Annotated in this window: 7 protein-coding genes; 2 read left to right on the top strand and 5 right to left on the bottom strand. The window is 68.5% G+C overall.

Features of this window, described 5'->3' with window-relative positions; all coding sequences use genetic code 11:
* Nucleotides 1-65: 65 nt before the first annotated feature.
* Nucleotides 66-1805 carry a hypothetical protein gene (locus ACE37J_RS02580; protein ID WP_409706558.1) on the bottom strand — a complete coding sequence of 580 codons (1740 nt, stop codon included), beginning with the start codon at nt 1803-1805 and terminating at the stop codon, nt 66-68.
* A gap of 127 nt (nt 1806-1932) precedes the next feature.
* Between ACE37J_RS02580 and pyrF the strand changes: the two genes are divergently transcribed.
* Complete coding sequence (gene pyrF / locus ACE37J_RS02585) at nt 1933-2628, top strand: orotidine-5'-phosphate decarboxylase (RefSeq protein ID WP_409706561.1); 696 nt, start codon at nt 1933-1935, stop codon at nt 2626-2628.
* A 53-nt stretch (nt 2629-2681) separates the two neighbouring features.
* Here the strand turns inward: pyrF and ACE37J_RS02590 are convergent, their stop codons facing one another.
* The 4 genes from ACE37J_RS02590 to ACE37J_RS02605 all read right to left on the bottom strand — a co-directional run bounded on the left by ACE37J_RS02590 (nt 2682) and on the right by ACE37J_RS02605 (nt 8616).
* Complete coding sequence (locus ACE37J_RS02590) at nt 2682-3089, bottom strand: hypothetical protein (protein ID WP_409706564.1); 408 nt, start codon at nt 3087-3089, stop codon at nt 2682-2684.
* Between the two features lie 70 nt (nt 3090-3159).
* On the bottom strand, nt 3160-4554 hold the full coding sequence (locus tag ACE37J_RS02595; RefSeq protein WP_409706567.1) for a glutamine synthetase family protein: 1395 nt from the start codon (nt 4552-4554) through the stop codon (nt 3160-3162).
* 64 nt (nt 4555-4618) lie between these two features.
* Complete coding sequence (locus tag ACE37J_RS02600; protein WP_409706570.1) at nt 4619-7294, bottom strand: FecR domain-containing protein; 2676 nt, start codon at nt 7292-7294, stop codon at nt 4619-4621.
* Between the two features lie 17 nt (nt 7295-7311).
* On the bottom strand, nt 7312-8616 hold the full coding sequence (locus tag ACE37J_RS02605) for a tetratricopeptide repeat protein (RefSeq protein ID WP_409706573.1): 1305 nt from the start codon (nt 8614-8616) through the stop codon (nt 7312-7314).
* Nucleotides 8617-8928: 312 nt separating this feature from the next.
* On the opposite strand from ACE37J_RS02605, the gene ACE37J_RS02610 reads away from it, so the two are divergent.
* Entirely contained in the window at nt 8929-21069 is a 12141-nt protein-coding gene (locus ACE37J_RS02610) for an Ig-like domain-containing protein (protein ID WP_409706576.1), read from the top strand.
* The last annotated feature ends 3 nt before the right edge of the window (nt 21070-21072 follow it).

Consider the following 21072-nt stretch of genomic DNA (forward strand, 5'->3'; position numbering starts at 1 on the left):
GTATGGCGCCCGGAACGGCGTGCCTCCGCACATGTGGTGTTTTTGCAACGGGGGCGCAAGGGCCTTCAGGCGAAGCGATAGCGGGCCCGGCCGAGCGAGCGATAGAGCGCGGGAACCGGCGTGCCCGCAGCCTCCATCGCGGTTTCGTAGAGGCGTATCAGGCGCTCCAAACGATCCGGGGCGTCGTGGAAGGCGGCGCGGTAGGCGCCGGTCGCCGCGTAGAGGAAGGGCAGGAAGGCGAAGGAGATCGGCTCCACCGTTCCGCTCTCCGCGAGGCGGCGCTCGATGGCGTCATGCGCGGCGTCGGCCATGTTCCTGATCGCCTCCCGCTTCTCTGCGAAGCGCGGAAGCTGTGCGGCGGTCACCGCCCAGACGGACATCAGGAGGAGGACGGAGACCGCATCCCGGCCATAGGTCTCGAACACCGAATTCGCGAGATCGCCGCCATCCTCCAGCCGCGCGTCCATCACGTCGGCCGCCTGCGCTACGAGGCGCATGAAATCGTATCTTTCCGGCTCGGACGCGACCTCGCGCATCCGCACCCGCCGGGTCGAGGCGAGGTTCGCCGCGAGCGCGAGCGTCGGCGCGATGCGCGCATGCCTTCGCCAATAGCCTTCGAGCGTCGCGTTGACGGCTTCGCGCGGCAGCGGCTTCGTGGAATAGGCGTGTGATAGGACCGTGTATTCGCAGACCCATGGCGCGTCTCCGGCGGCCTTGAACTCTGCATCCGGCCCGGAGAGGGAGAGGCGCCTGGCGAAGGTTGCGTAGTCCGCCTCGAAGAGCGCGCAGAGGGCGAGGGTGAAGGCCGCATCGTCCCGCCCCTGGCGCTCGGCTTCGGCGGCGGCGTCCCTTGCGCGCCCCGCCGTGAGGAAGCTCCAGACCCGGGCGCGGCGGTCGTCGGCGTCCCTTTCGAGCCGGATCGCGGACCAGAGGCCGCGCGTGAAGGTGAAGACGACGCCGAACCCGAGAAAGAGGTCGAGCGCGCGGAGCGCATCCATGCCCAAGACATAGCCGGAGACCTCGTTCCGGAAATCCGCGAAGCTCGTCGCGTCCCTGATGGTCTCGCCGATGTCGAGAAGCCCCGTATTTGCGAGGATTCCCCGCAGCATCTGGAAGGCGGGTTCCACCCCGAAGGCCGGCTCCGCTCCTGCGAATGTCGCGCGATACTGCATCCGGATGGTGATTGCGGCCAGCACGGCGAGCGCGGTCGCGAGGGCGGCGAAGAGTAGGGGGCCGATCGCCGATGCGGAGAAGTTCTTCGTAAAGGTCCGTCGGCCGAAGAAATGCGCCGAGAAGGCGATGAAGCCGAGAATCTGGATCGCGACCACGGCCTTGTAGGCAAGACCGGGCTCCTGCCCCGGCGGCATGAGGAACAGCATGAAGAGCGATTGCAGGACATAGGCCGCGAGGCACAGCAGAGCCGGCGGATAGCGGAACATGATGTAGCGGCCGATCTGCAGCCGGCTGAGCGGCGCGTCTCCGGTTGCGTTCGCGAGCGTCATTCCGGCCAGCCCGCCGATGAGGGAGTGGATGGGCCAGGCGGCCGCCGCGCCAAGCGCGGCCAAGGCATCCGCCATCATCAGCCGGCGCGCCCGCGCGCTGGTCGCGATGGCGAAAGACGCCTCAAGATAATCCGGATCGAAGGTGACGCCGCGACTGAGCTTCACCAGCGTCGTGAGCGCGCCTGCCGCCTTCGCCGTGAAACCGATCACGTAGAGCGCGAGGGCGAGATCGCGCCAGCCGAGCGCCCAGGCAAGGATCAGCGGCAGGCCGAGGCCGATCGAGAGAAGGATTTGCAGCAGCATGGGCTTCGCCCGTCTGTTCCTTTCGCTTCGCGTGTGAAACTACAGGCGACGCCCGCAACGGGCGAGCGCGGATTCGCACGCCGCGCGCGCTGTTGACGCGACGGGCGGTGCGGTCCAATGACGGCCTATGTCCGACCCCCGCCTCATCGTTGCGCTCGACCCGCCGAACGTGCCGCACGCCCTCGCAGGCGAGGCGATGGCGGACCGGCTGGGCGACGCCGTTTCCTTCTACAAGATCGGGCTCGGCATGCTGACGGGCGGGGGGCTCGCCCTCGCCATGGAGCTGAAAGGCCGGGGCAAGCGCGTTTTCCTCGACATGAAGCTCTTCGACATTGGCGCGACGGTGGAGGCGGCGGTTTCCGGCCTCGCCGCGTTCGACCTCGATTTCCTCACCGTCCATGGCGATCCTTCCGTTGTGCGCGCCGCGGCGCGGGGGAGGGGGGCTTCGGGGATGAAGATTCTCGCCGTCACCGTCCTCACCTCGTCGGACCGGGGCGACCTCGACGAGGCGATGATCCGCGCGGGCGACGTGCCCGGGATCGTGCTGGAGCGGGCTCGCCGCGCGTTCGAGGCCGGGGCGGACGGGGTGATCGCCTCCCCGCTCGAAGCGGCGGCGATCCGGGCGCTGCCCGAGGCGGCCGGTAGGTTGATCGTTTGCCCCGGCGTGCGGCCCGCGGGCGCGGCGATGGGCGACCAGAAGCGCATCGCGACGCCGGCCGCCGCGCTCGCCGCGGGGGCCGACCATATCGTCGTCGGCCGCCCGGTGACGGAGGCGCCGGACCCGGCGGGAGCGGCGCTGGCGATCCTGCGGGAGATCGGCTGACGCCGGATGGGAGCCGCCCCGCCCGGAGCGGCCCCGCATCAGGCGCGTTCAGGTCATTTCGCGGTGATGACGGTCATCACCAGCTTGTCGTCGATGCGGATCGGGCCGTCTTCCTTCGCGCCGAGCGTGTATTCGAAGATGCCCGTCTTCATCCCGCCGTCCTCGGAATGGACCATCAGCATCAGCATGTCCCCCGGCGCGACCGGCTCGGTCAGGATCGCGGCGACATCCTCGTTGCTCCCGCCGCGAAGCGGGGCGTAGCCGACAACGGGGCCGGGCTTCATGTCCGCCCCGGTGCGGTGGACGACGAGCCAGCCGTTCTTCGGCGCCATGACCTTCGAGGCGGAGACGATCCCGTTCGAGACGCTCTGGTCCGCGGCGACGACGCCGGCGTGATTGTCCGCGTGGGCGGCGGCGGCGGAAAGGGCGAGGACGGCGGCGGCGGCGATCAGTCTGGGCATGGGAACTCCTCCTTCGTTGGGATGGTGCTTCCCTTACGCAGGCGGGGCTGAAAAGGTTTCAGCCGCGCGATCAGACGTTGAGCAGAAGGAATTCCCGCTCCCACGGGCTGATCACGCGCATGAACTCGGCATGCTCGGCGCGCTTCACGGCGCAGTAGATGCGGACGAATTCCTCGCCGAGGACGGAGGCGAGCGGCTTCGAGCTTTCGAGTTCGATCACGCTGTCGAGCTGGCTTTCGGGCAGGTCGCGGTTCATCAGGTAGGCGTCTCCCGTCGCCTCCTGCCGCGGCTCCGCCTTCTCCTCCATGCCGAGCCAGCCGCAGGCGAGGGCGCCGGCGATGGCGAGGTAGGGGTTCGCGTCCGACCCGATCACCCGGTTCTCCACCCGGCGCGCGGCGGGCGAGGATTTCGGCGTGCGGATGCCGACGGAGCGGTTGTCCGTCCCCCATTCGAGGTTCACCGGGGCGGACTGGTAGGAGACGAGGCGCCGGTAGGAGTTCACATAGGGCGCGGCTAACGCCATCGCGGCGGGGAAGTGCCGCTGCTGCCCGCCGATGAAGTGGAAGAAGGCCGGCGTCGGCCCGCCCGCCTCGTCGGAAAAGATGTTGCGGCCCGTCGCCGTCTCCACCACCGACATGTGGACATGCATGGCGCTGCCGGGCTGGTTCTCCATCGGCTTCGCCATGAAGGTGGCGTAGCAGCCGCATTTGTAGGCGGCCTCGCGGATCAGCCGCTTGAACAGGAACACCTGGTCCGCGAGCTCGATCGGGTCGCCGTGGACGAGGTTGATCTCGAGCTGGGCGGCGCCGGCTTCCTGGATGATCGTGTCGATCTCCAGCCCCTGCGCCTCCGCATAGTCGTAAATGTGCTCGATCACCCGCTCGTATTCGTCGACGGCCGAGAGGGAGAAGGCCTGGCTGCCGGTCGATTGCCGCCCGGAGCGGCCGACGGGCGGCTCCAGCGGATAGTCGGGGTCGGTATTCTGCTTGGTGAGGTAGAATTCGATCTCCGGCGCGACGACGGGCTTCAGGCCCTTCGAGACGTAGAGGTCCACCACCCGTTTCAGCACCGCGCGCGGAGCGGCGCCGGAGGGTTTGCCCTCGCCGTCCACGAGGTCGTGGATGATGACGAGCGAGGGGTCCGCCGCCCAGGGGACGGCGCGGGCTGTGGAGAAATCGGGGACGAGGGTGAGGTCGCTGTCCGTGTCGAAATCCTTGCGCGTCACGTCGGCGTATTCGCCGTTGATCGTCGAGATCAGGATCGAGACGGGGAGCCGCACATCCCCCCCGCGGACGAACTTGCCGGCGGGCATGACCTTGCCGCGGGCGATGCCCGCGAGGTCGGGCGTGACGCATTCGATCTCGTCGATACGGTTGGCGCGGATCCATTCGCCGATCGAGGCGGAGTCTGGCTTGTCGAGTTGCGGCGAATGGTCGAGGCCTAGGATCGGCTTGGAGACGGACATGGGGGCGCTTTCGATGCTGCTGCGGCAGCTTACGCCGCCGCAGCGTCGCTGAAAAGCGCCCCGCTCAGCCGCCGGGGGTGAAGGTTCGCCGGTCTCCGCCGAAGATTCCGGCGCCGGTCAGCGTCCCGTCGTTGGAGCGGAGGCCGAGCGAGCCGCCGGCTGCGGCGGCCGGGTTTCCGGCGCGGTCGTTGAAGAAGGCCCCGTCCACGCCGATCACGCCGTCGCGCCCGCCGACGGTGATGTCGCCGAGGCCGGAGAAGCCGCCCCCCTCGCCGCGGGACACGGCGACGGTCGTGTCCGCGCCGAGGAGGCCGGTGAAGGTCGTCGTCCCCACCTCCTCCGCGAAGTCGAACACCATGTCGAAGCGCGCGCCGTCCACCACGGAGCGGCCGTTGTCGACGGCTGAGATCACGGCGTGGCCGTCGAAGGTCGCGACGCCGCTGGTCGGCAGGGCGGCGTTCGCCGTCACGTCGCCGGCGATCCAGGCGCCGAGATGGAGGCGCTGGTCGGTCTCCAGCGGGGCGCATTCCTGGCAGGTCTGGTTCGCCACGGCGCGGAGCTCGCCCGCCCACCAGCCCCATGTGAGGTGCTCGGGCGTTGCGTCGGTTCCCGCGTCGAAGACGCCGCCGTCGCCCGTCAGGTCCGCCGAGGCCATCGCGCCGGAGAACTCGACATCGGCGAAATTGGCGGACTGGAAGATCTCCAGCGCGTCGTTGGGCGTGGCGTCGCGCATGGCGAAGCGGCGATTGTCCAGCGTCGCCGCCTTGCCGTCGTCGAAGCCGAACTGGACGCGCAGGTTGGAGAGCTCCGGGTCGTTCTGCGAATCGCCGCCGAAGACGTCGTCCAGCCGGAAGGTTGCGAAGCCGCCATTTTCTTCCGGCAGCAATGTCATGATGACCCCGCTGCTGTTGGCGGAGCGCGCGGAATAGGTCTCGCCGCTCGCGAGGTCGAAGCCGCTGATGGCGGCGAAACCGCCTGGCCGGGCCTGAGAGGCGGTCGCCCGGTCCGCCGCCGCGATCGTTTCGACCGCCGTGCGGTTCGCCACATTGTTCGTTCCGAAGAGCGTCGGGGTCTGATCCGCGTCGAAGGCGCGTCCGGGCTCGCCGGAGCCGTTGGCGAAGCTCGTGAGCGCGAGGAAGCGGGCGCCCTCGCCGAAGGCGGTTCCGCCCGCGCCGTCCGAGACGGGCGCGACGGCGGTGGAGAGGCGGGTCGGCGCGCCGGCGCCGGAAGAGAACGAGCCTTCGAAGAGCGCCTCGAAATCGGGCGTTCCCTTGCCGGCGGCGACGACATCGCCGGTCAGAACGCCGAAGCCGGAGGTCTGGCCGGCGCCCGCGCCGTTGATGTCGAGATAGGCGTATAGCGCCTTCGCGTCGCCGCCCGTCGCGGCGCCGCCGGGATTGCCGATGAGGATGAGGTCGCCGCGGCCGTCGGAGCCGAAGGGCGCGCCCCGGTCGGTGAAGGCGGCTGCGGCGCCGGAGAGGAGATCGTCGGAGAGGGCGTAGAGGCGCGCGACCGTCGTTCCCGCCGCGGCCGAGGGCAGGGCGGGGCTGACGATGCCGGAGACGAAGGCGCCGGCCTGGCCGCCCGCCGTCTCGAACGCGGTGTAGGTGAACTCGTTGGCGCGGTTGAAGAAGCCGCGCCCGGTCAGGGCTCCGCGCGGGCTCGCGGAGCCGTCCGCCGCGTCGAAGTCGAAGAAACCGGTCGTGGTCGGCGTCGGGATGATGAAGGTCTCGCCATCCGCAGTCACGCCTACGCGGGAGCCTTCGAAAATCTGGGTGAGGACGAAGGACTCCGCCCCAGCGCCCCCGCTCGTGAGACCGGGAACGGAGCCGCCCGAGAAGCTCGCGGAGCCGGTCGCCCCTTCGATAAGCGTGAGGGCGGGCGGCGGCGGATTGGGTCGCCCTGGCGTCGGAGCCGTCGCCGTCGTCACTTCTTCATCGGTTCGTCCTGTGTTCCGTCCGTCGTCGCCGAAGTCCGACTCCGTCTCGCCGGACGTGGAGACGGAATCGTCCGTCGCAGCCCCCTTCGCCTCGGAAATGACGCCGGGAACCCCGCTCTCGATCACGTCCGGGTTCTCCGGGCGCACGCGCTGCCCCGCCTCGCCGCGTCCGACGAGCGCGATGGTCGTCTCCCGGATCAGGATCTGGTCCGCGACGCCGACATAGCTCACGAGGCCGTTGATCGAGACTTCCGCGACGCCGTTGGAGCGGGAGATGACGATCTCCTCCCCGGTCAGCGAGGTGAGGCGGGTGTATTCGCCGGCGATGTGCATCACCCGCGTCGTCCCGTCCTCCTCCACGATGATGATGGAGATGCCGCCGCGGATGCCGATCGTCGCGGTCGGGGTGGTGATGACGGCGTCCGTCGTCTTGGAGATGCGGCCGCCGACGAAGCGCAGGACGCCGCGCGTCATCGACATGGCCATCTCCCCCGTCTGCGTCGCAGGGTCGTAGATGTAGCGGTCGAGCACGATGTTGCTGTTTGGCGCGACGGTCAGCGCGGTCTGGTCTAGGAAGAGGAACTGCCCGGTGCCGATGGGCGAGCTCTCGATCCGCTCCTCGAGCACGAGATCGTCGCCGAGGATCAGGTCGCGCGGGTCGGCCGCCGGCGGCTCGCCGATCACCTCGCTGTTGACGGCGGCGACGGCGCCGATCCGCTCCGCCGCCGCCCCGCCGGCGGAGCCGAGGAGAAGCGCGGCGGAGGCGACCGAAGCCAAGAGGCGGGATGTCGTCGTCGTCATCGTCGGTCCCTCCCGGGTCAGAAGGTCAGGCCGACCGAAAGGGCGGCGCCGAGATTCTCGATGTCGAAATTGGGTATGTCGCTGTCGCGGTAGAGATAATCCGCCTCCGCCTGGATGAAGAGGCCGCCGGTGAGGTGGAAGATATGGCTGATCCCGGCCCGGAGATCGAGATCGCTGCGCGTGCTGTTGGAGATCGCCGTGTTCGGCTCCTCGAACCAGCGGCCGGTCACGGTCGCGAAGCCGGTGACGGACCAGAGCCGGTCCGTGAAATCCACCCCGCTGTCGTAGCGGCGGGTCGCGCCGAGGCGGAGGCCGAGCTCGTAATTCGTGTTGAAGTCGCGCCGCGCCTGGTCCGTCTCCGCGAAGACAAGGGCGGAGAACGAGCTGTTCGCGTCCGGCGACCAGGCGGCGCCGAAGGCGATGCGGTGGCTGTGCCCGTCGAGCTCGTCGCGCTCGTCGTATTCGCGCCATTTCGACTCGAAGCCTGCGAAGACGTTGATCTCCTCGCTCACCGTATCGGTGTAGTCGGCGCCGAGACCGACGCCGTAATACAGAAGCTCGTTCCCGGAAGTGATCAGCTCCGCGGAAAGGAACGGCCTGATCTTCGGGCCGAAGGCCTGCGGGCCAAGGGAGAGGCGCGGGCCGGTCAGCAGCGCCACGCTGTCGATGTCGCCGCGCGACTCGTCGAGATAATTGAGCGTGAAGAGCGAGACGTCCGTGAGCCAGACGTCGTTGTTCGGTCGCCCGAGATCGTAGAAATGCCGGCCCTGCGCGACGCCGCGGAAGCCGACATCGTCCGCCTCCACGAATTCCTGGTTCAGCACGGCGGGCGCGCCGAGGACGAGGACGTTCGCGTCCGGCGGCCCGAGATTGGCGTTGGTCGAGAAGGCGATCCCCGCGCTCACGATCCCGGAGAAGCCGGAAGTCTGCGTCCGCTTCTCGATCTCGTCGAGGAAGGCGCCGATGCGTCGCTCCACCTCGGGCGGCGGCGAGTCGTTGGCCAGAACGTCCTCGAAGTAAAAGCGGGCGTTTTCATAGGCGCCGAGGCGGAAATAGGCGGCGCCGAGTTCGACCTTGGCGCGGGAAAGCTCCGGATTGAAGATCAGCATCCGCTCCAGCGTCGTCACCGCCGCCTCGTAGTCGCGGAGCGCCACCGAGGTCAGCGCGTGTTCGAACATCAGTTCGAGATTGTCCGGCTCCGCGAGGATCGCGTCATAAAGCGCCTCCTGCCGCGAACGGAGATCGCCTTCCTGAGCCGCGGCCGCGCCGGCGAACCCGGCCACAGCGAGGACTGCGGCGATCGTCAGCGCCCGTTTCGGCATTCGCCCGCCCATTTCGCCCCCGTTTTCGACGCTTCGACCGCAGCAGGTAGCACGCTGCCGGAAGCATGGTGAACAGAATTCTGATTCGTTAACGTGATTCGCAACTCACGCGCTTCCCGAAATTCCTTCGCTCGCCCATTCGCTGTGACGTACCGCACGGTCGCGACCGTCCTTGCGCGCATTAACCGCGAAAACTGCGCCGCCTTCGCGTCCAGGGTGCATTTCGGCATGTTTTTTTAGGCGAATACGTTAGAAATCATTTACCGGTGGGCTGAGCGGTGGGGCGGCCTGCGTTTGACCGGGGGGAATCAGGTGGCGTCTCTTTCGGATATCCAGGTCGTCGTACTGACGCCGGGCGAAGACAGCGTCGCGGGCGGCGCGGGCGCGCCGGGCGGTTCCGGTTCTCCCGTCATTCATGGCGATCTGGGCGATGACACGATCACCGGCGGCGCCGCCAACGAGACGATCATGGGCGGCTCCGGAGCGGACCAGCTGGACGGCGGGCAGGGCGACGACGTTCTCTATGGCGGCCTCGGCGACGATTTCCTTGTCTATGATTTCGACGACGGCGGCGCGGACCGGCTCTTCGGCGGTGCGGGGCGGGACACGCTCGTGCTCCGGTTCTCAAGCGCCTATTTCTCGGAAAGCCGCCAGGCGGAGATCGCCGCCTATCTCGCGCTGCTCTCCGCCGGGCAGGACCCGGGGCGGGGCGACGAGTTCGCCTTCGAGACGTTCGGGCTCCGTGCGACCTCGATCGAGAACCTGCTTCTCTTCATCGACGGAGCCCCGGCGGACCCGAACGCGCCCCCGCGCGGCGCGGCGCGGCCCGACTCCTTCTCCGTCTCCGAGGATGCGACGAGCCTGACGGGCGATGTGAGCCTGAATGACGGCGCGCTGGACGGGGATGTCTTCTCCCTCGTCGACTTCGACCCGGAGGCCGGCGCGCTGGACCTCCGGACCGACGGGAGCTTCGTCTTCACGCCGGGCGCGCAGTTCCAGTCCCTCGCCGTCGGGGAGACGGCGACCGTCAGCTTCACCTATCGGCTGACGACGCCCGGCGGCTCCAATGTCGCGACCGCGACCATCACGGTGACCGGCGCGAACGACGCGCCCACGGCGAACGACGCGCAGGCGGCGACGGACGAGGACACGCCGGTCACGATCAACCTCCTCGATCTCTCCGGCGCGGCGGACCCGGATGAGTCCGACACGCCCGTGCTCGGAGCGCTCGCCGGCTTCGCGCTCGACATCCAGACGAGGCTCGTTCCGCTGCCGAGCGGCGCGGAGGCGGAAGGCGCGGCGGGCGGCGTCGTCACCTTCGACCCGCGCGGGGCCTATGACTTCCTTTCCGAAGGCGAGACCGCGCAGGAGACGTTCGCTTTCGTCGTCTCGGACGGGAATGGGGGGCTCGTGACGCGGAACCTGACCGTCACCATTGCCGGGCTCAACGACGCGCCGGTCGCGGTCGACGACTCAGCGGGCGCGACAGAGGGCGGCGCCGTCGTCGTCGAACTCCTCGCCAACGATTTCGACCCGGATGCGAACGATTCGATCTCGCTGGTCGGTTTTGACGACGAGGGCTCGGCAGGCGGCGTGTTGTTCGAGGATGAGGAGACTGGCGACCTTGTCTTCGACGCCGACGGCGCATTCGAGGATCTTGGCGCGGGCGACACGCGCACGACGACCTTCTCCTACACGATCGTGGACGGGTTCGGCGCCGAGGCGACGGGGACGCTGACCGTAACGGTGACCGGCCTGAACGACGCGCCGCAGGGCGGGTTCCTCTCCGAGAACCTCACCGAGGACGAGACGCTGACGGGGAATCTCATCCTCGACGGCGGCGTGACCGACGTGGACGCCACGGACGTGCTGACGATCATCGCCGTCGACGGCGCGCCACTGGTCGGCGGGGCCGGTGTCTTCACGCTCTCGACCGGGGCGACGCTGGCCGTCTCTGCGAATGGCGGCTTCACCTACGACCCGCGCGCGGCGTTCGATTCGCTCACAGCGCAGGGCGTTTCGGGCGAGTTCTTCACGGTGACCGTCTCGGACGGAAACGGGGGGGAGACAGAACTCTTCGCTTCGCTCACGATTCTGGGGGTGAACGACGCGCCCGTGGCCGTGGCGGATTCCGTGGCCGCCTTCTCCGACCGGGCGTCGACCTTCGACCCGCTCGCCAACGATTTCGACGTGGACGGCCCCTTCGACCTCGTCGATTTCGACGCCAACGGAAGCGCCGGGGGAACGCTCGGCAACGTCGAGGGCTCGCTCCGCTTCGATCCGGGCGAGGATTTCCTCGACCTCGCTCCGGGCGCGACGCGGACGACGACCTTCGCCTACACCATTGCGGACGATGCGGGCGCCGAGGCGACGGCGACGATCACGGTGACGGTGACGGGCGTCGCGCTCGACAACAACCCGCCGGAGGGCGGCGCCTTCACGCTCGAGATCGGCGAGGACGATTTCGTGGAGGACGACCTCTTCTCGCTCTCCGGCGCCTTCGACCCCGACCAGGGGGACAGCATCCGCGTGATCGCGGTGGACGGCGCGCCGGTCGGCCAGGGCCCCTTCTTCCTCGACAGCGGGCTCTTCCTGACGGTGGACGAGGACGGGTTCTTCACGCTCGACGCCGCGGGCGCGTTCGACTTCCTGCGGGAGGGCGAGCGGATCGGCGACGAGTTCACCGTCACGATCGCGGACCTTTCCGGTGAAGAGGCGCTGATCACCGCGACGATCGACATCATCGGCCTCAACGACTCGCCGGAATTGTCGCCGCTCGACTTCACTTTCTCACAGAACGACTTTTCGGGGTTGCTCGGCCTGCTCGACAATGCGTTCGACGCGGAAGACGACCCGCTCTCCATCTCCTTCTTCGGCCAGATCGAGGGGCCGAACGTCTTCGGGAGCTTTGGCCCGGCGGCGGTGCGCTACGACGGATTCACGAGCTTCGCGGGGCTGGAGCCGACGCCGATCGGCGACGTGAACGGGGACGGGTTCGGGGATTTCTTCCTGGGCTCGGGCGGTTATCTCCTGAACGAAGGCGCCACGATCCAGGGCGGTCGCGTGATCCTTGGCGGCGCGGCGAACCGGACCAATGCGGACCTTGCGGATGGCGCCTATGACGGCGTGATCAACCTGGCGCAGGCCGGCCTGCCCGGCGTTCTCGCCGTCGAGCCGGAGACCGGGACCTATTCGCTGGGCGCCCAGGCTGCCGTGATCGGCGACCTGAACGGGGACGGGTTCGACGATTTCCTCGTCTCCGACAACCGCCTTTCGGAAGGTCAGGGCGTCGTTCACGTCATCTTCGGCGGGCCTGGCGGCGGCGGCGCCTTCTCCCCCTCCTTCTCGCCCTCGCAGCTCGACGGGGCGAACGGCTTCACCATCCTCGGGGAGGACGCGGGCGGCGGCCTCGGGCGCACGGTCTCGACGCGGAGCCTCGGCGATATCGACGGGGACGGGATCGCCGATTTTCTCCTTTCGGCGCAGGAGGCTTCCCCGAACGGGCAGGGTGGCGCAGGGTCGGCCTTCATCGTCTCGGGGGGCGGGCTCGTCTCGGCGGCGGGCGGCGCGGCGAGCATCGGCATCGGAGCCGCGGTCGCTGCCGGCGGATTGAGGCTGGACGGGACGCAGGCCTATTACAGCGGATACGACGAGGGCTTCTATCTTGACGGCGGCCGCGTCGGCGGCGCGCTCGCGGCCGGGGATATCGACGGCGACGGGATCGCCGACATCCTGATCGGCGCGCCGGGCGAGATCGCGGCGAGCGGGACCGGCGTCACCTACCTGATCTTCGGCGACGACCCCGCCGCGCTGGAGACCGCGTTCGGCGGGACCGCCGGCGTTGCGACGCTGACGCAGGCGACCGTCGCCGCCGCCGGCGGCTTCGCTCTCCTGAATGCGGGCTCCGTCCTCGCCGTGATCGGCGACGTGAACGGAGACGGCTTCGCCGATTTCTTCGTCGGCGCCCACTACACGGAGGGCGGACCCGAGAACTACATCGTGTTCGGCGGGCGCGCCTCGCTCTCGGCGCTCGACGCGGAGGACGGCGCGGCTGACGGGCGGATCAATCTCGACCGGGTGCAGGGCGAATACGGCTTCGTGCTCTCCGGCCTCGCAGGCCCCGGCTATTCGGGCCGGTCCGTTACCGCGCCGGGCGATGTGGACGGGGACGGCCTGGCCGACCTTCTGATCGGCGGCTATCCCTCCTATGACGAACAGACGGGCGAGGCGATCGGTCGGGTCTTCCTCCTGTTCGGCGGCGGGCTCGATGCGCTCGACGCCGCCAGCGTGCAGGACGGCGCGATCTCCGTCGACGAGGTGGACGGGACGACGGGCTACGTCTTCGAGGCGCGGGGCGACACCAGCTTCGGCGTCGCAGTCTCCTCCGGCGATTTCGACGGGGACGGGGCGGCCGATCTCCTGATCTCGGACACCCGGTTCCGGAACGAGTCCAATCAGCCTGTCGGAACGACCTATCTCATCTCCGACGCCGGGGCGAAGCTCGCGACGCTCGACGCGCTCGACGGGCAGATCGACGGGCGGATCGACGCCGATATTCTCTCCGGCCTCTTCATCGATTCAAGCGAGCCGCCTGCCGGGGCCTTCACGCCGTTCGACGACGACGCGGAATTCGACCCGTCCCTCTTCGCCTATCTCGGCGCAGGGGAGCAGGAGACGGTCGCCATCGAATACGGCGTTTTCGACGGAACGGACGAGACGGTGAACACCGTCACCATCACGATCACCGGCGAGAACGACGCGCCCTTCGGCTTCGACGTCAGCTTCGAGACGGACGAGGACACGCTCGAAGCGCTGAACATCCTGGAGGCCAGCGGCGCCTTCGACTTCGATGCGAACGACATGCTGTTCGTTCTGGAGTTCGAGGGCCTCCCGCTCGATGGCGGGACGGAGCTCTTCGAGTTTGACGAGGGCGCAACGCTCGAAGTCTCCGCGGACGGAACCGTCGTCATCGACGCCGATTTCGACTTCCTGCGCGCGGGCGAAGCCTTCCAGTACAGCTTCACGTTCACCGTGTCCGATCTCGCCGGCGAGACGTTCACGGACAATTACAACTTCACGATCACCGGCGTGAATGATGCGCCCGTCGCCAATGATGACGCAGCGACGACGGACGAGGACACGGCGATAGACGTCTTCGTCGACGAGAACGATGACGACGCGGATGACGACTTCACGGTGGTCGCCATCGATGCGGCGGGTTCGGCCGGCGGCGTGCTGACGGAGCGCGATCTCGGCGGCCATGTCTTCGACCCGAACGGAGAGTTCGACGACCTCGCCGCTGGCGAGACGCGGGAGACGGCGTTCTCCTACACGATCGTCGACGAGGCGGGAGAGGAGGCGACGGCGACGCTGACCGTCACCGTAAGCGGGCTCAACGACGCGCCGACTGGCGGGGACGCCTCCTTCACGACGGACGAGGACACCGACCTGGCGGGCGACTTCCTCGCCGCCGCGGGCGCGGCGGATGTAGACAACGGCGATGCGCTGCGCCTGACCGCAATCAATGGCCAGGCGCTGACCGCCGGGCAGGTGAGCGTGACCTTCGGCTCCGGCGCGGTGCTGACGGCGAACGAGGACGGAACGTTCTCCTTCGCCGCCGCCGGCAACTACGAGAGCCTCGCGGAGGGCGAAAGCGCCGCCGAGGCCTTCAGCTTCACGGTCGCGGATGCAGCGGGGGCGAGCTTCACGGCTTCGGCGACGATCTCCGTCACCGGCGTGAACGACGCGCCCGTCGCGGTCTCCGACGCGGTGGAGACTGACGAGGACACCGCCATCGAGATCGACCTCGGGGCGAATGACAGCGATATCGACGACGGGACGCTGATCTTCGGCTTCCCCGACACGACGGGCGAATTCGGATTCGCCGACATCGTGCTCGACTACAACGGCGCGGGTGACCCGACCCGGGCGCTCGGCTCCGGCGACGGCGTCTTCGTCTCGGTCCCGACGGGAACCTCTCTCACCGTCGCCTTCATCGACGAGGTGATCTTCGACGGGGCCGGCGCCGACCTCTTCATCGGGGAGATCGGGCCGGGCGGCGAGCGCGCGAACATCGAGGTGAGTTCGGACGGGGTGAACTTCACCTTTATCGGCGTGGCGGACAACAACACGACGACGGCCTTCGACCTCGCCTCCATCGGCTTCACGGAGCAGCTCGTCGCGGTGCGGATCACCGGGCTCGACAACGGCGGCTCCTCGCCCGGCTTCGACGTCGATTTCGTGCAGGCGGTGGGCGTCGACGTGGAGGGGACGCGCGGGAACCTGACCGATCTCGGCGGCGGCGTGGTGAACTACGACCCTTCCGGCGCGCTCGACTTTCTGCGCGAGGGCGAGACCTTCATCGACCTCTTCACCTATTCGGTGACGGACGCCTTCGGCGCCGCCTCCGTCGCGGTCGTCGAGGTGACGGTGACGGGCGTGAACGACGCGCCAACCGGCGAGGACGCGAGCTTTTCCACCGACGAGGACACCGACCTTTCCGGCGATTTCCTCGCGGCCTCCGCCGCGACCGACCTCGACGACGGCGATGCGCTGCGCCTGACGGCGATCAACGGCCAGGCGCTGACGGCGGGGCAGGTGAGCGTGACCTTCGGCTCGGGCGCCGTGCTGACGGCGAACGAGGACGGGACGTTCAGCCTCTCCGTCGCCGGCAACTACGAGGCGCTGAACGACGGCGAGAGCGCTTCGGAGGCGTTCAGCTTCACCGTGGCCGACGAGGCGGGCGCGAGCTTCACGGCCTCCGCAACGATCCGCATCGACGGCGTGACGGACGGATCTCTGGCGCCGGTCGCCGGCAACGACTCCGCGACGGTGAACGAGGAGAGCCAGATCACCGTCGCCGTGCTGAACAACGACACGGCGCCGGGCGGCGGGCCGCTCACGACCTCGCTCGCCGCGGGGCAGACCTTCATCGGCGCGGTCACGGTGCTCGCGAACCAGTCCATCCAGTTCAACCCGGCCGGGGCCTATGACTTCCTCGGCGTCGGGGAGAGCGCGACGGAGACGATCCGCTATCTCGCGACCGATTCCTCCAACGGGCTGAGCGACGAGGGGCTCTTCACCATCACCATCACCGGCGTGAACGACCGGCCGACGGGCGGCTCCATCACCGACCAGACGGACGAGGACACGGCGCTGACCGGCAACGTCATCGCGGATTCCGGCGCGTCGGACCGCGACGCGAACGACGTGCTGCGCGTGCTCGACGTCATCATCGGCGGCGTGCGCACCGGCGTGACGGGGACTCAGAGCTTCACCACGGCATCCGGCGCCACGCTCACGATCTCCGAGGACGGCACCTACGAATACAGCCCCGTCGGCGCCTTCGACGCGCTCTTCGCGGGCGAGACGAGCGCGCCTGACGCGTTCAGCGTGACGCTGGACGACCAGAGCGGCGCCGGGCTGACGACGGCGACGGTGACGCTTTCGATCGCCGTCACCGGCGTGAACGACGCGCCGGTCGCCAATGACGACGCGTTTGCGACCGACGAGGACACGGGGATCGAGATCGCGCCGGAGGCGAACGATCTCGATGCGGAAGACGACTTCTTCATCGCCGAGATCGACACTGCCGGGAGCGCCGGGGGCCGCATTTCGACCGGCGAGGGCTTCGTCTTCGACCCGAACGGCGAGTTCGACGATCTGGCGGCGGGCGAGTCGCGGACGACGACCTTCTCCTACACCATCGAGGATGCTGAAGGAGCGCGGGACACGGCGACGATCACAGTTACGGTGACGGGCGTGAACGACGCGCCGGTGGCGAATGGCGATGCGGCGACGACGGACGAGGACACGTCGGTCTCCGTCGACGTTCTGGCGAATGACGACGACGTGGACGACGGGTTCAGCCTTGCCGGCTTCGACACGGCGGGCAGCGCCGGGGGCAGCTTCGACGGGTCGGTCTTCGACCCGAACGGGGAGTTCGACGATCTGGCGGCGGGCGAGACGCGGACGACGACCTTCTCCTACACGATCCGCGACGATGCGGGGGCGGAGGACAGCGCGGTTCTCACCGTGACGGTGACGGGCGTGAACGACGCGCCGGTGGCCAATGACGATGCGGCGACGACGGACGAGGATACGGCGGTCTCCGTCGACGTTCTGGCGAATGACGAGGATGTGGACGACGGGTTCAGCCTCGTCGGCTTCGACGCGGCGGGCGGCGCGGGGGGCGTCTTCGACGGGTCCGTCTTCGACCCGAACGGGGAGTTCGACGATCTGGCGGCGGGCGAGTCGCGGACGACGAGCTTCTCCTACACGATCCGCGACGATGCGGGGGCGGAGGACAGCGCGGTTCTCACCGTGACGGTGACCGGGGTGAACGACGCGCCGACGGGCGCGGATGTCTTCTTCGGTCCGCTGGAGGAGGATGCGATCGGCTTCGGCTTCCTGATCGAAAGCTCAAATGCGACCGATCCGGATGCTGGGGACACGCTTTCCGTCACGGCGGTGAACGGCCAGCCGCTCGTCGCGGGCGAGATTTCGTTCACGCTCGGCTCCGGCGCCACGCTGACGGTGCAGGCCAATGGCGAGGCGCAGCTCGGCGCCGCCGGCTTCTACGACGAGCTCGACGAGGGCGACACGCTCGACGAGGTGTTCTCCTTCACGATTTCCGATGCGGCAGGAGCTAGCTTCACCGCGTCGGCGACCTTCCGGATCCTCGGCGTCAACGACCCGCTGATCGTCTCCGCGGCGACGGATCCCGACCCGGTTCCGGAAGGCGATGTCGGCGTCCTCTCCAATGTCCAGTTCGACCTCATCAGCTTCGTCACCGCGACGGACGCGGACGAGGACGACACGCCCGCCGTGGACCCGGCCTCCGTCTCGATTGTCGCCAACGCGGCGAGCGACACGGCGGACGCATCGAGCTTCGCCGTGGGCGGCGGCTCCGTCGTCGTCGACACGGCGAACTTCGATTTCCTCGCCGGCGGCGAGTCCGGCATCTTCGACGTGACCTTCGACATCGTCTCCGGCGCGGAGCGGGTCACGCGGACGATCACCATCACCATCACCGGCGAGGATGACGGCCCGGTCGCCAATGACGATGCGGCGACGACGGACGAGGATACGGCGATCTCCATCGACGTGCTGGCGAATGACACTCCCGGCGAGTTCGGCCTCCGGCTCGTTCCGGGCCAGGAGTTCGGCGGGCAGGCCGGGTTCGACGCCGGGAGGCTGCTCTTCGACCCGAGCGGGGAGTTCGATTTCCTCGCCGTTGGAGAGACGGCGACGGAGAGCATCTTCTACGAGATTCGCGACGGCGAGACGGGGCTGACCGATACGGCCGAGGTGAGGATCACCATCACCGGCGTGAACGACGCGCCCGTCTCCGAGTCGGGCGGCACGCCGGGCCTGTTCGTCGAGCCCATCGACGAGGACACGCTCTTCACCGCGAACATGATCGCCGGGACCAACCCGATCCTCGATGCGGATGAGAACGACGTGCTGCGCGTGACCGTTGTGGACGGGCGCGCCGTCACGCCGGGGGGGATCAGCTTCACCGGCTCCTCCGGCGCCGCGATCACCGTTTCCGAGAACGGGGACATCTCCATCGACCCGAGGGGGGCGCTGGACTTCCTGACCGGCTCCGACGCGACGGGCGAATTCTTCTTCTATACGGTTTCGGACGGAAACGGCGGGGAGATCCAGGGCTTCGTCTCGCTCTCTATCTTCGGCGTCAACGACGCGCCGGAAGTGACGGCGATCAACATCGAGGCGAGCGAGCTTGACGGCGAGTTCGAGGTCGATCTTTTCGAATTCGCGCGGGATGCGGAGAACGACACGCTCACGATCTCCGATTTCCGTCAGGTCTCGGGCCTCACGGCCATCGCGGGCGAAGGGCTCGCAGGGATGCGGTTCGAGGGGGATATCGACTATGGCTATGCCGGCGACCCGGCAGGGCTCGGGGATATCAACGGCGACGGGATCGACGATTTCGTCGTCTTCCGGCCAGCTACTTCCGAAGGGGAGCAGCAACCCGGTTTCATCATCTTCGGTGAAAGCCCGGCGCAGGCGACGCTCGACACTGCGGACGGCGCTCGTGACGCCGTGGCGAACGCCGGGCTGATCGACGCCGGGACGGGGCTCCTGCTCTTGTCGGCGTCGAACTATGGCGGGCGCTATCTCGGCGCCGGGCCGATGGGCGACATCAACGGGGACGGATTCGCTGAACTCTTGATCGCGGATACCTATGCCGGGCCGAACAACGGCGGGGCGGTCTTCGTAACCTTCGGCGGCAGGGAAGCGATCGAGGCGCTCGGCGGAACGCTTGATCTCTCGGCTTTCCCCGCCGGAGCGGGGTTCCGGCTGTCCCTCGGGGCCATCGGCGACTACTTCGGAGGCGTACTGCCTGCTGCGCCGGTCGGCGATGTGAACGGGGACGGGCTCGCCGACCTCCTGATCGGCTCCGAGCGCCTGAACCGCAACGACGCCTTCGTCCATTTCGTCTCGGGCGGCGCGCTCGCCGGGGCGGCGGACGCGGCGGGGAATGTGGACGTCGACGACCTCCTCCGCGCGGCGGACGGGAGCGCCTATCGCTTCGTCGGCGGGCCGGAGACCGGCGGCGAAGGCGCCAATTTCCGCGATCTCGGCCTCGCGACCGGCGATATTGACGGCGACGGGATCGACGATTTCCTGATCTCTGCGTCGATCTACAACTACGATCTCAACGGGCCGGGCGCGAGCTTCATCGTCTTCGGCGGAAGAGACGCGCTCGACGCCGCCGATCAGGCTGACGGAAGCAGGGACAGCGAGATATCCCTGAACACGATCGGAGCCGCAGGCGGCTTCACGCTGATCGGCGCGGCCTTCCAGCCTGCGGTGATCGGGGACGTCAACGGGGACGGCTTCGCGGATTTCGCGGTCGCGGACCGCGAAGGCTACGGGGACGGCCTCAATGTCTTCGTTCTGTTCGGCGGGCGCGACAATCTCGCCGGTCTGGACGATGCGGACGGCGTGAGGGACGGCCGGCTCGACCCGTTCCGGGCTGCGGAGGAAGGTTTCGGGCTTACCTTCAGGGGCCTCACGGGCGGCGAAGGCGGGCTTCAGGCGGAGATCGTCCCGCTCGGCGATATAGACGGCGACGGGCTGACCGATTTCGCCATCGCCAACGGCAGCAACCGGTTGGGCGGCGGCGGATATGCCGGCGAGGTTCATATCGCCCTCAGCTCGACGCTCTTCCAGGCGGACAATGTGGACGGCGCGCGCGACCAGTCCATCGATGTCGGCGAACTCTACACGATCCGCGCGACGCCCTCGACGACGACAAGCGGAACCGGAGCCACGTTTGCGGACCGCATCGCTTCCGCCGACATCAACGGCGACGGGTTCCTCGATCTTCTGATCGGCGAATCCCGCTTCTTCGACGGGGCGCGCTTCGCATCCGGCGCGGTGCATGTCGTCTTTGGCGGCGGCGCGATCCGGCTGCGGGAGATCGACTCCGGCAATGACCAGTTCATCCAGATCGCGGAGACGCTTGGCGTCGTCACGGCCACTGGCAACCGGCCTGCCGGCGCCCTTGTCTTTGACGATCCGGTAAGCTTTAACCCCGACGCGTTCGGCTTCCTGGAAGCGGACGAAGAGGAGGTGCTGGTGTTCGAATTCACGGTGTCCGACGGACAGGCGGAAACGGTCAACACGCTGACGATCACAGTTACGGGCGCGGAGCCGGACTTCGGTTTCGGGCAGTTCCTCTCCGCCGCCTCCAAGCCGATGGTGGCGGACGAGTCGGCCTTCGGGCTCGACGAGGCGCGTTCCGTCGAGGTTCCCGAACCGGCGGACGCCCGCTTCTTCGGCTCCGCCGGCTCCGAGCGCATCGACGGCACCGAGGATGACGACGTGATCCGCGCCGGCGACGGAAACGACCGGGTGATTGCCGAGGAAGGGCGCGACCTGATCTTCGGCGAGGGCGGGGATGACGATCTCCGCGGCGGCAAGGGCCGGGATACGATCTTCGGCGGCGCCGGTGACGACACGATGTTGGGCCAGGGCGGGTTCGACCAGCTGAGCGGCGGCCGCGGCGAGGATGTGCTGAATGGCGGCCGCGGGGATGATCTGCTTCGCGGCAACCGGGATGACGACACGGTGATCGGCGGCGCCGGAAACGACACGCTTTTCGGCGGACGCAACAACGACCTGCTCAACGGCGGCGGCGGCGCGGACCGGCTGAACGGCGGGCGCGGCGCCGATACGCTGATCGGCAGTTTCGGCGTGGACACGTTCGTGTTCCAGCGCGGCTTCGGCAATGACCGGCTGCTCGACTTCCAGCTTTTCGAGACGCTGGATTTCAGCGGCCACGACAGCGTCGCCGGCCTCGGCGACCTGACGATCACCGAGAGGGGCGCGGACACGCTGATCGAGGACGGCCTTGGCGGCCGGCTCGTCCTCGTCGGGATCGACTCGGCCGATCTCGACGTGGACAACTTCCTCTTCTGAGGC

This window comes from Pikeienuella sp. (assembly GCF_046290545.1).
In the GTDB taxonomy this organism is placed as follows: Bacteria; Pseudomonadota; Alphaproteobacteria; order Rhodobacterales; family Rhodobacteraceae; genus Pikeienuella.

Excerpts from the sequence above, each read along its gene's own strand:
- ACE37J_RS02595 (WP_409706567.1), bottom strand. The coding sequence starts at position 4,554 with ATGTCCGTCTCCAAGCCGATCCTAGGCCTCGACCATTCGCCGCAACTC.
- ACE37J_RS02590 (WP_409706564.1), bottom strand. The coding sequence starts at position 3,089 with ATGCCCAGACTGATCGCCGCCGCCGCCGTCCTCGCCCTTTCCGCCGCC.
- ACE37J_RS02600 (WP_409706570.1), bottom strand. The coding sequence starts at position 7,294 with ATGACGACGACGACATCCCGCCTCTTGGCTTCGGTCGCCTCCGCCGCG.
- ACE37J_RS02605 (WP_409706573.1), bottom strand. The coding sequence starts at position 8,616 with ATGCCGAAACGGGCGCTGACGATCGCCGCAGTCCTCGCTGTGGCCGGG.
- ACE37J_RS02580 (WP_409706558.1), bottom strand. The coding sequence starts at position 1,805 with ATGCTGCTGCAAATCCTTCTCTCGATCGGCCTCGGCCTGCCGCTGATC.
- pyrF (WP_409706561.1), top strand. The coding sequence starts at position 1,933 with ATGTCCGACCCCCGCCTCATCGTTGCGCTCGACCCGCCGAACGTGCCG.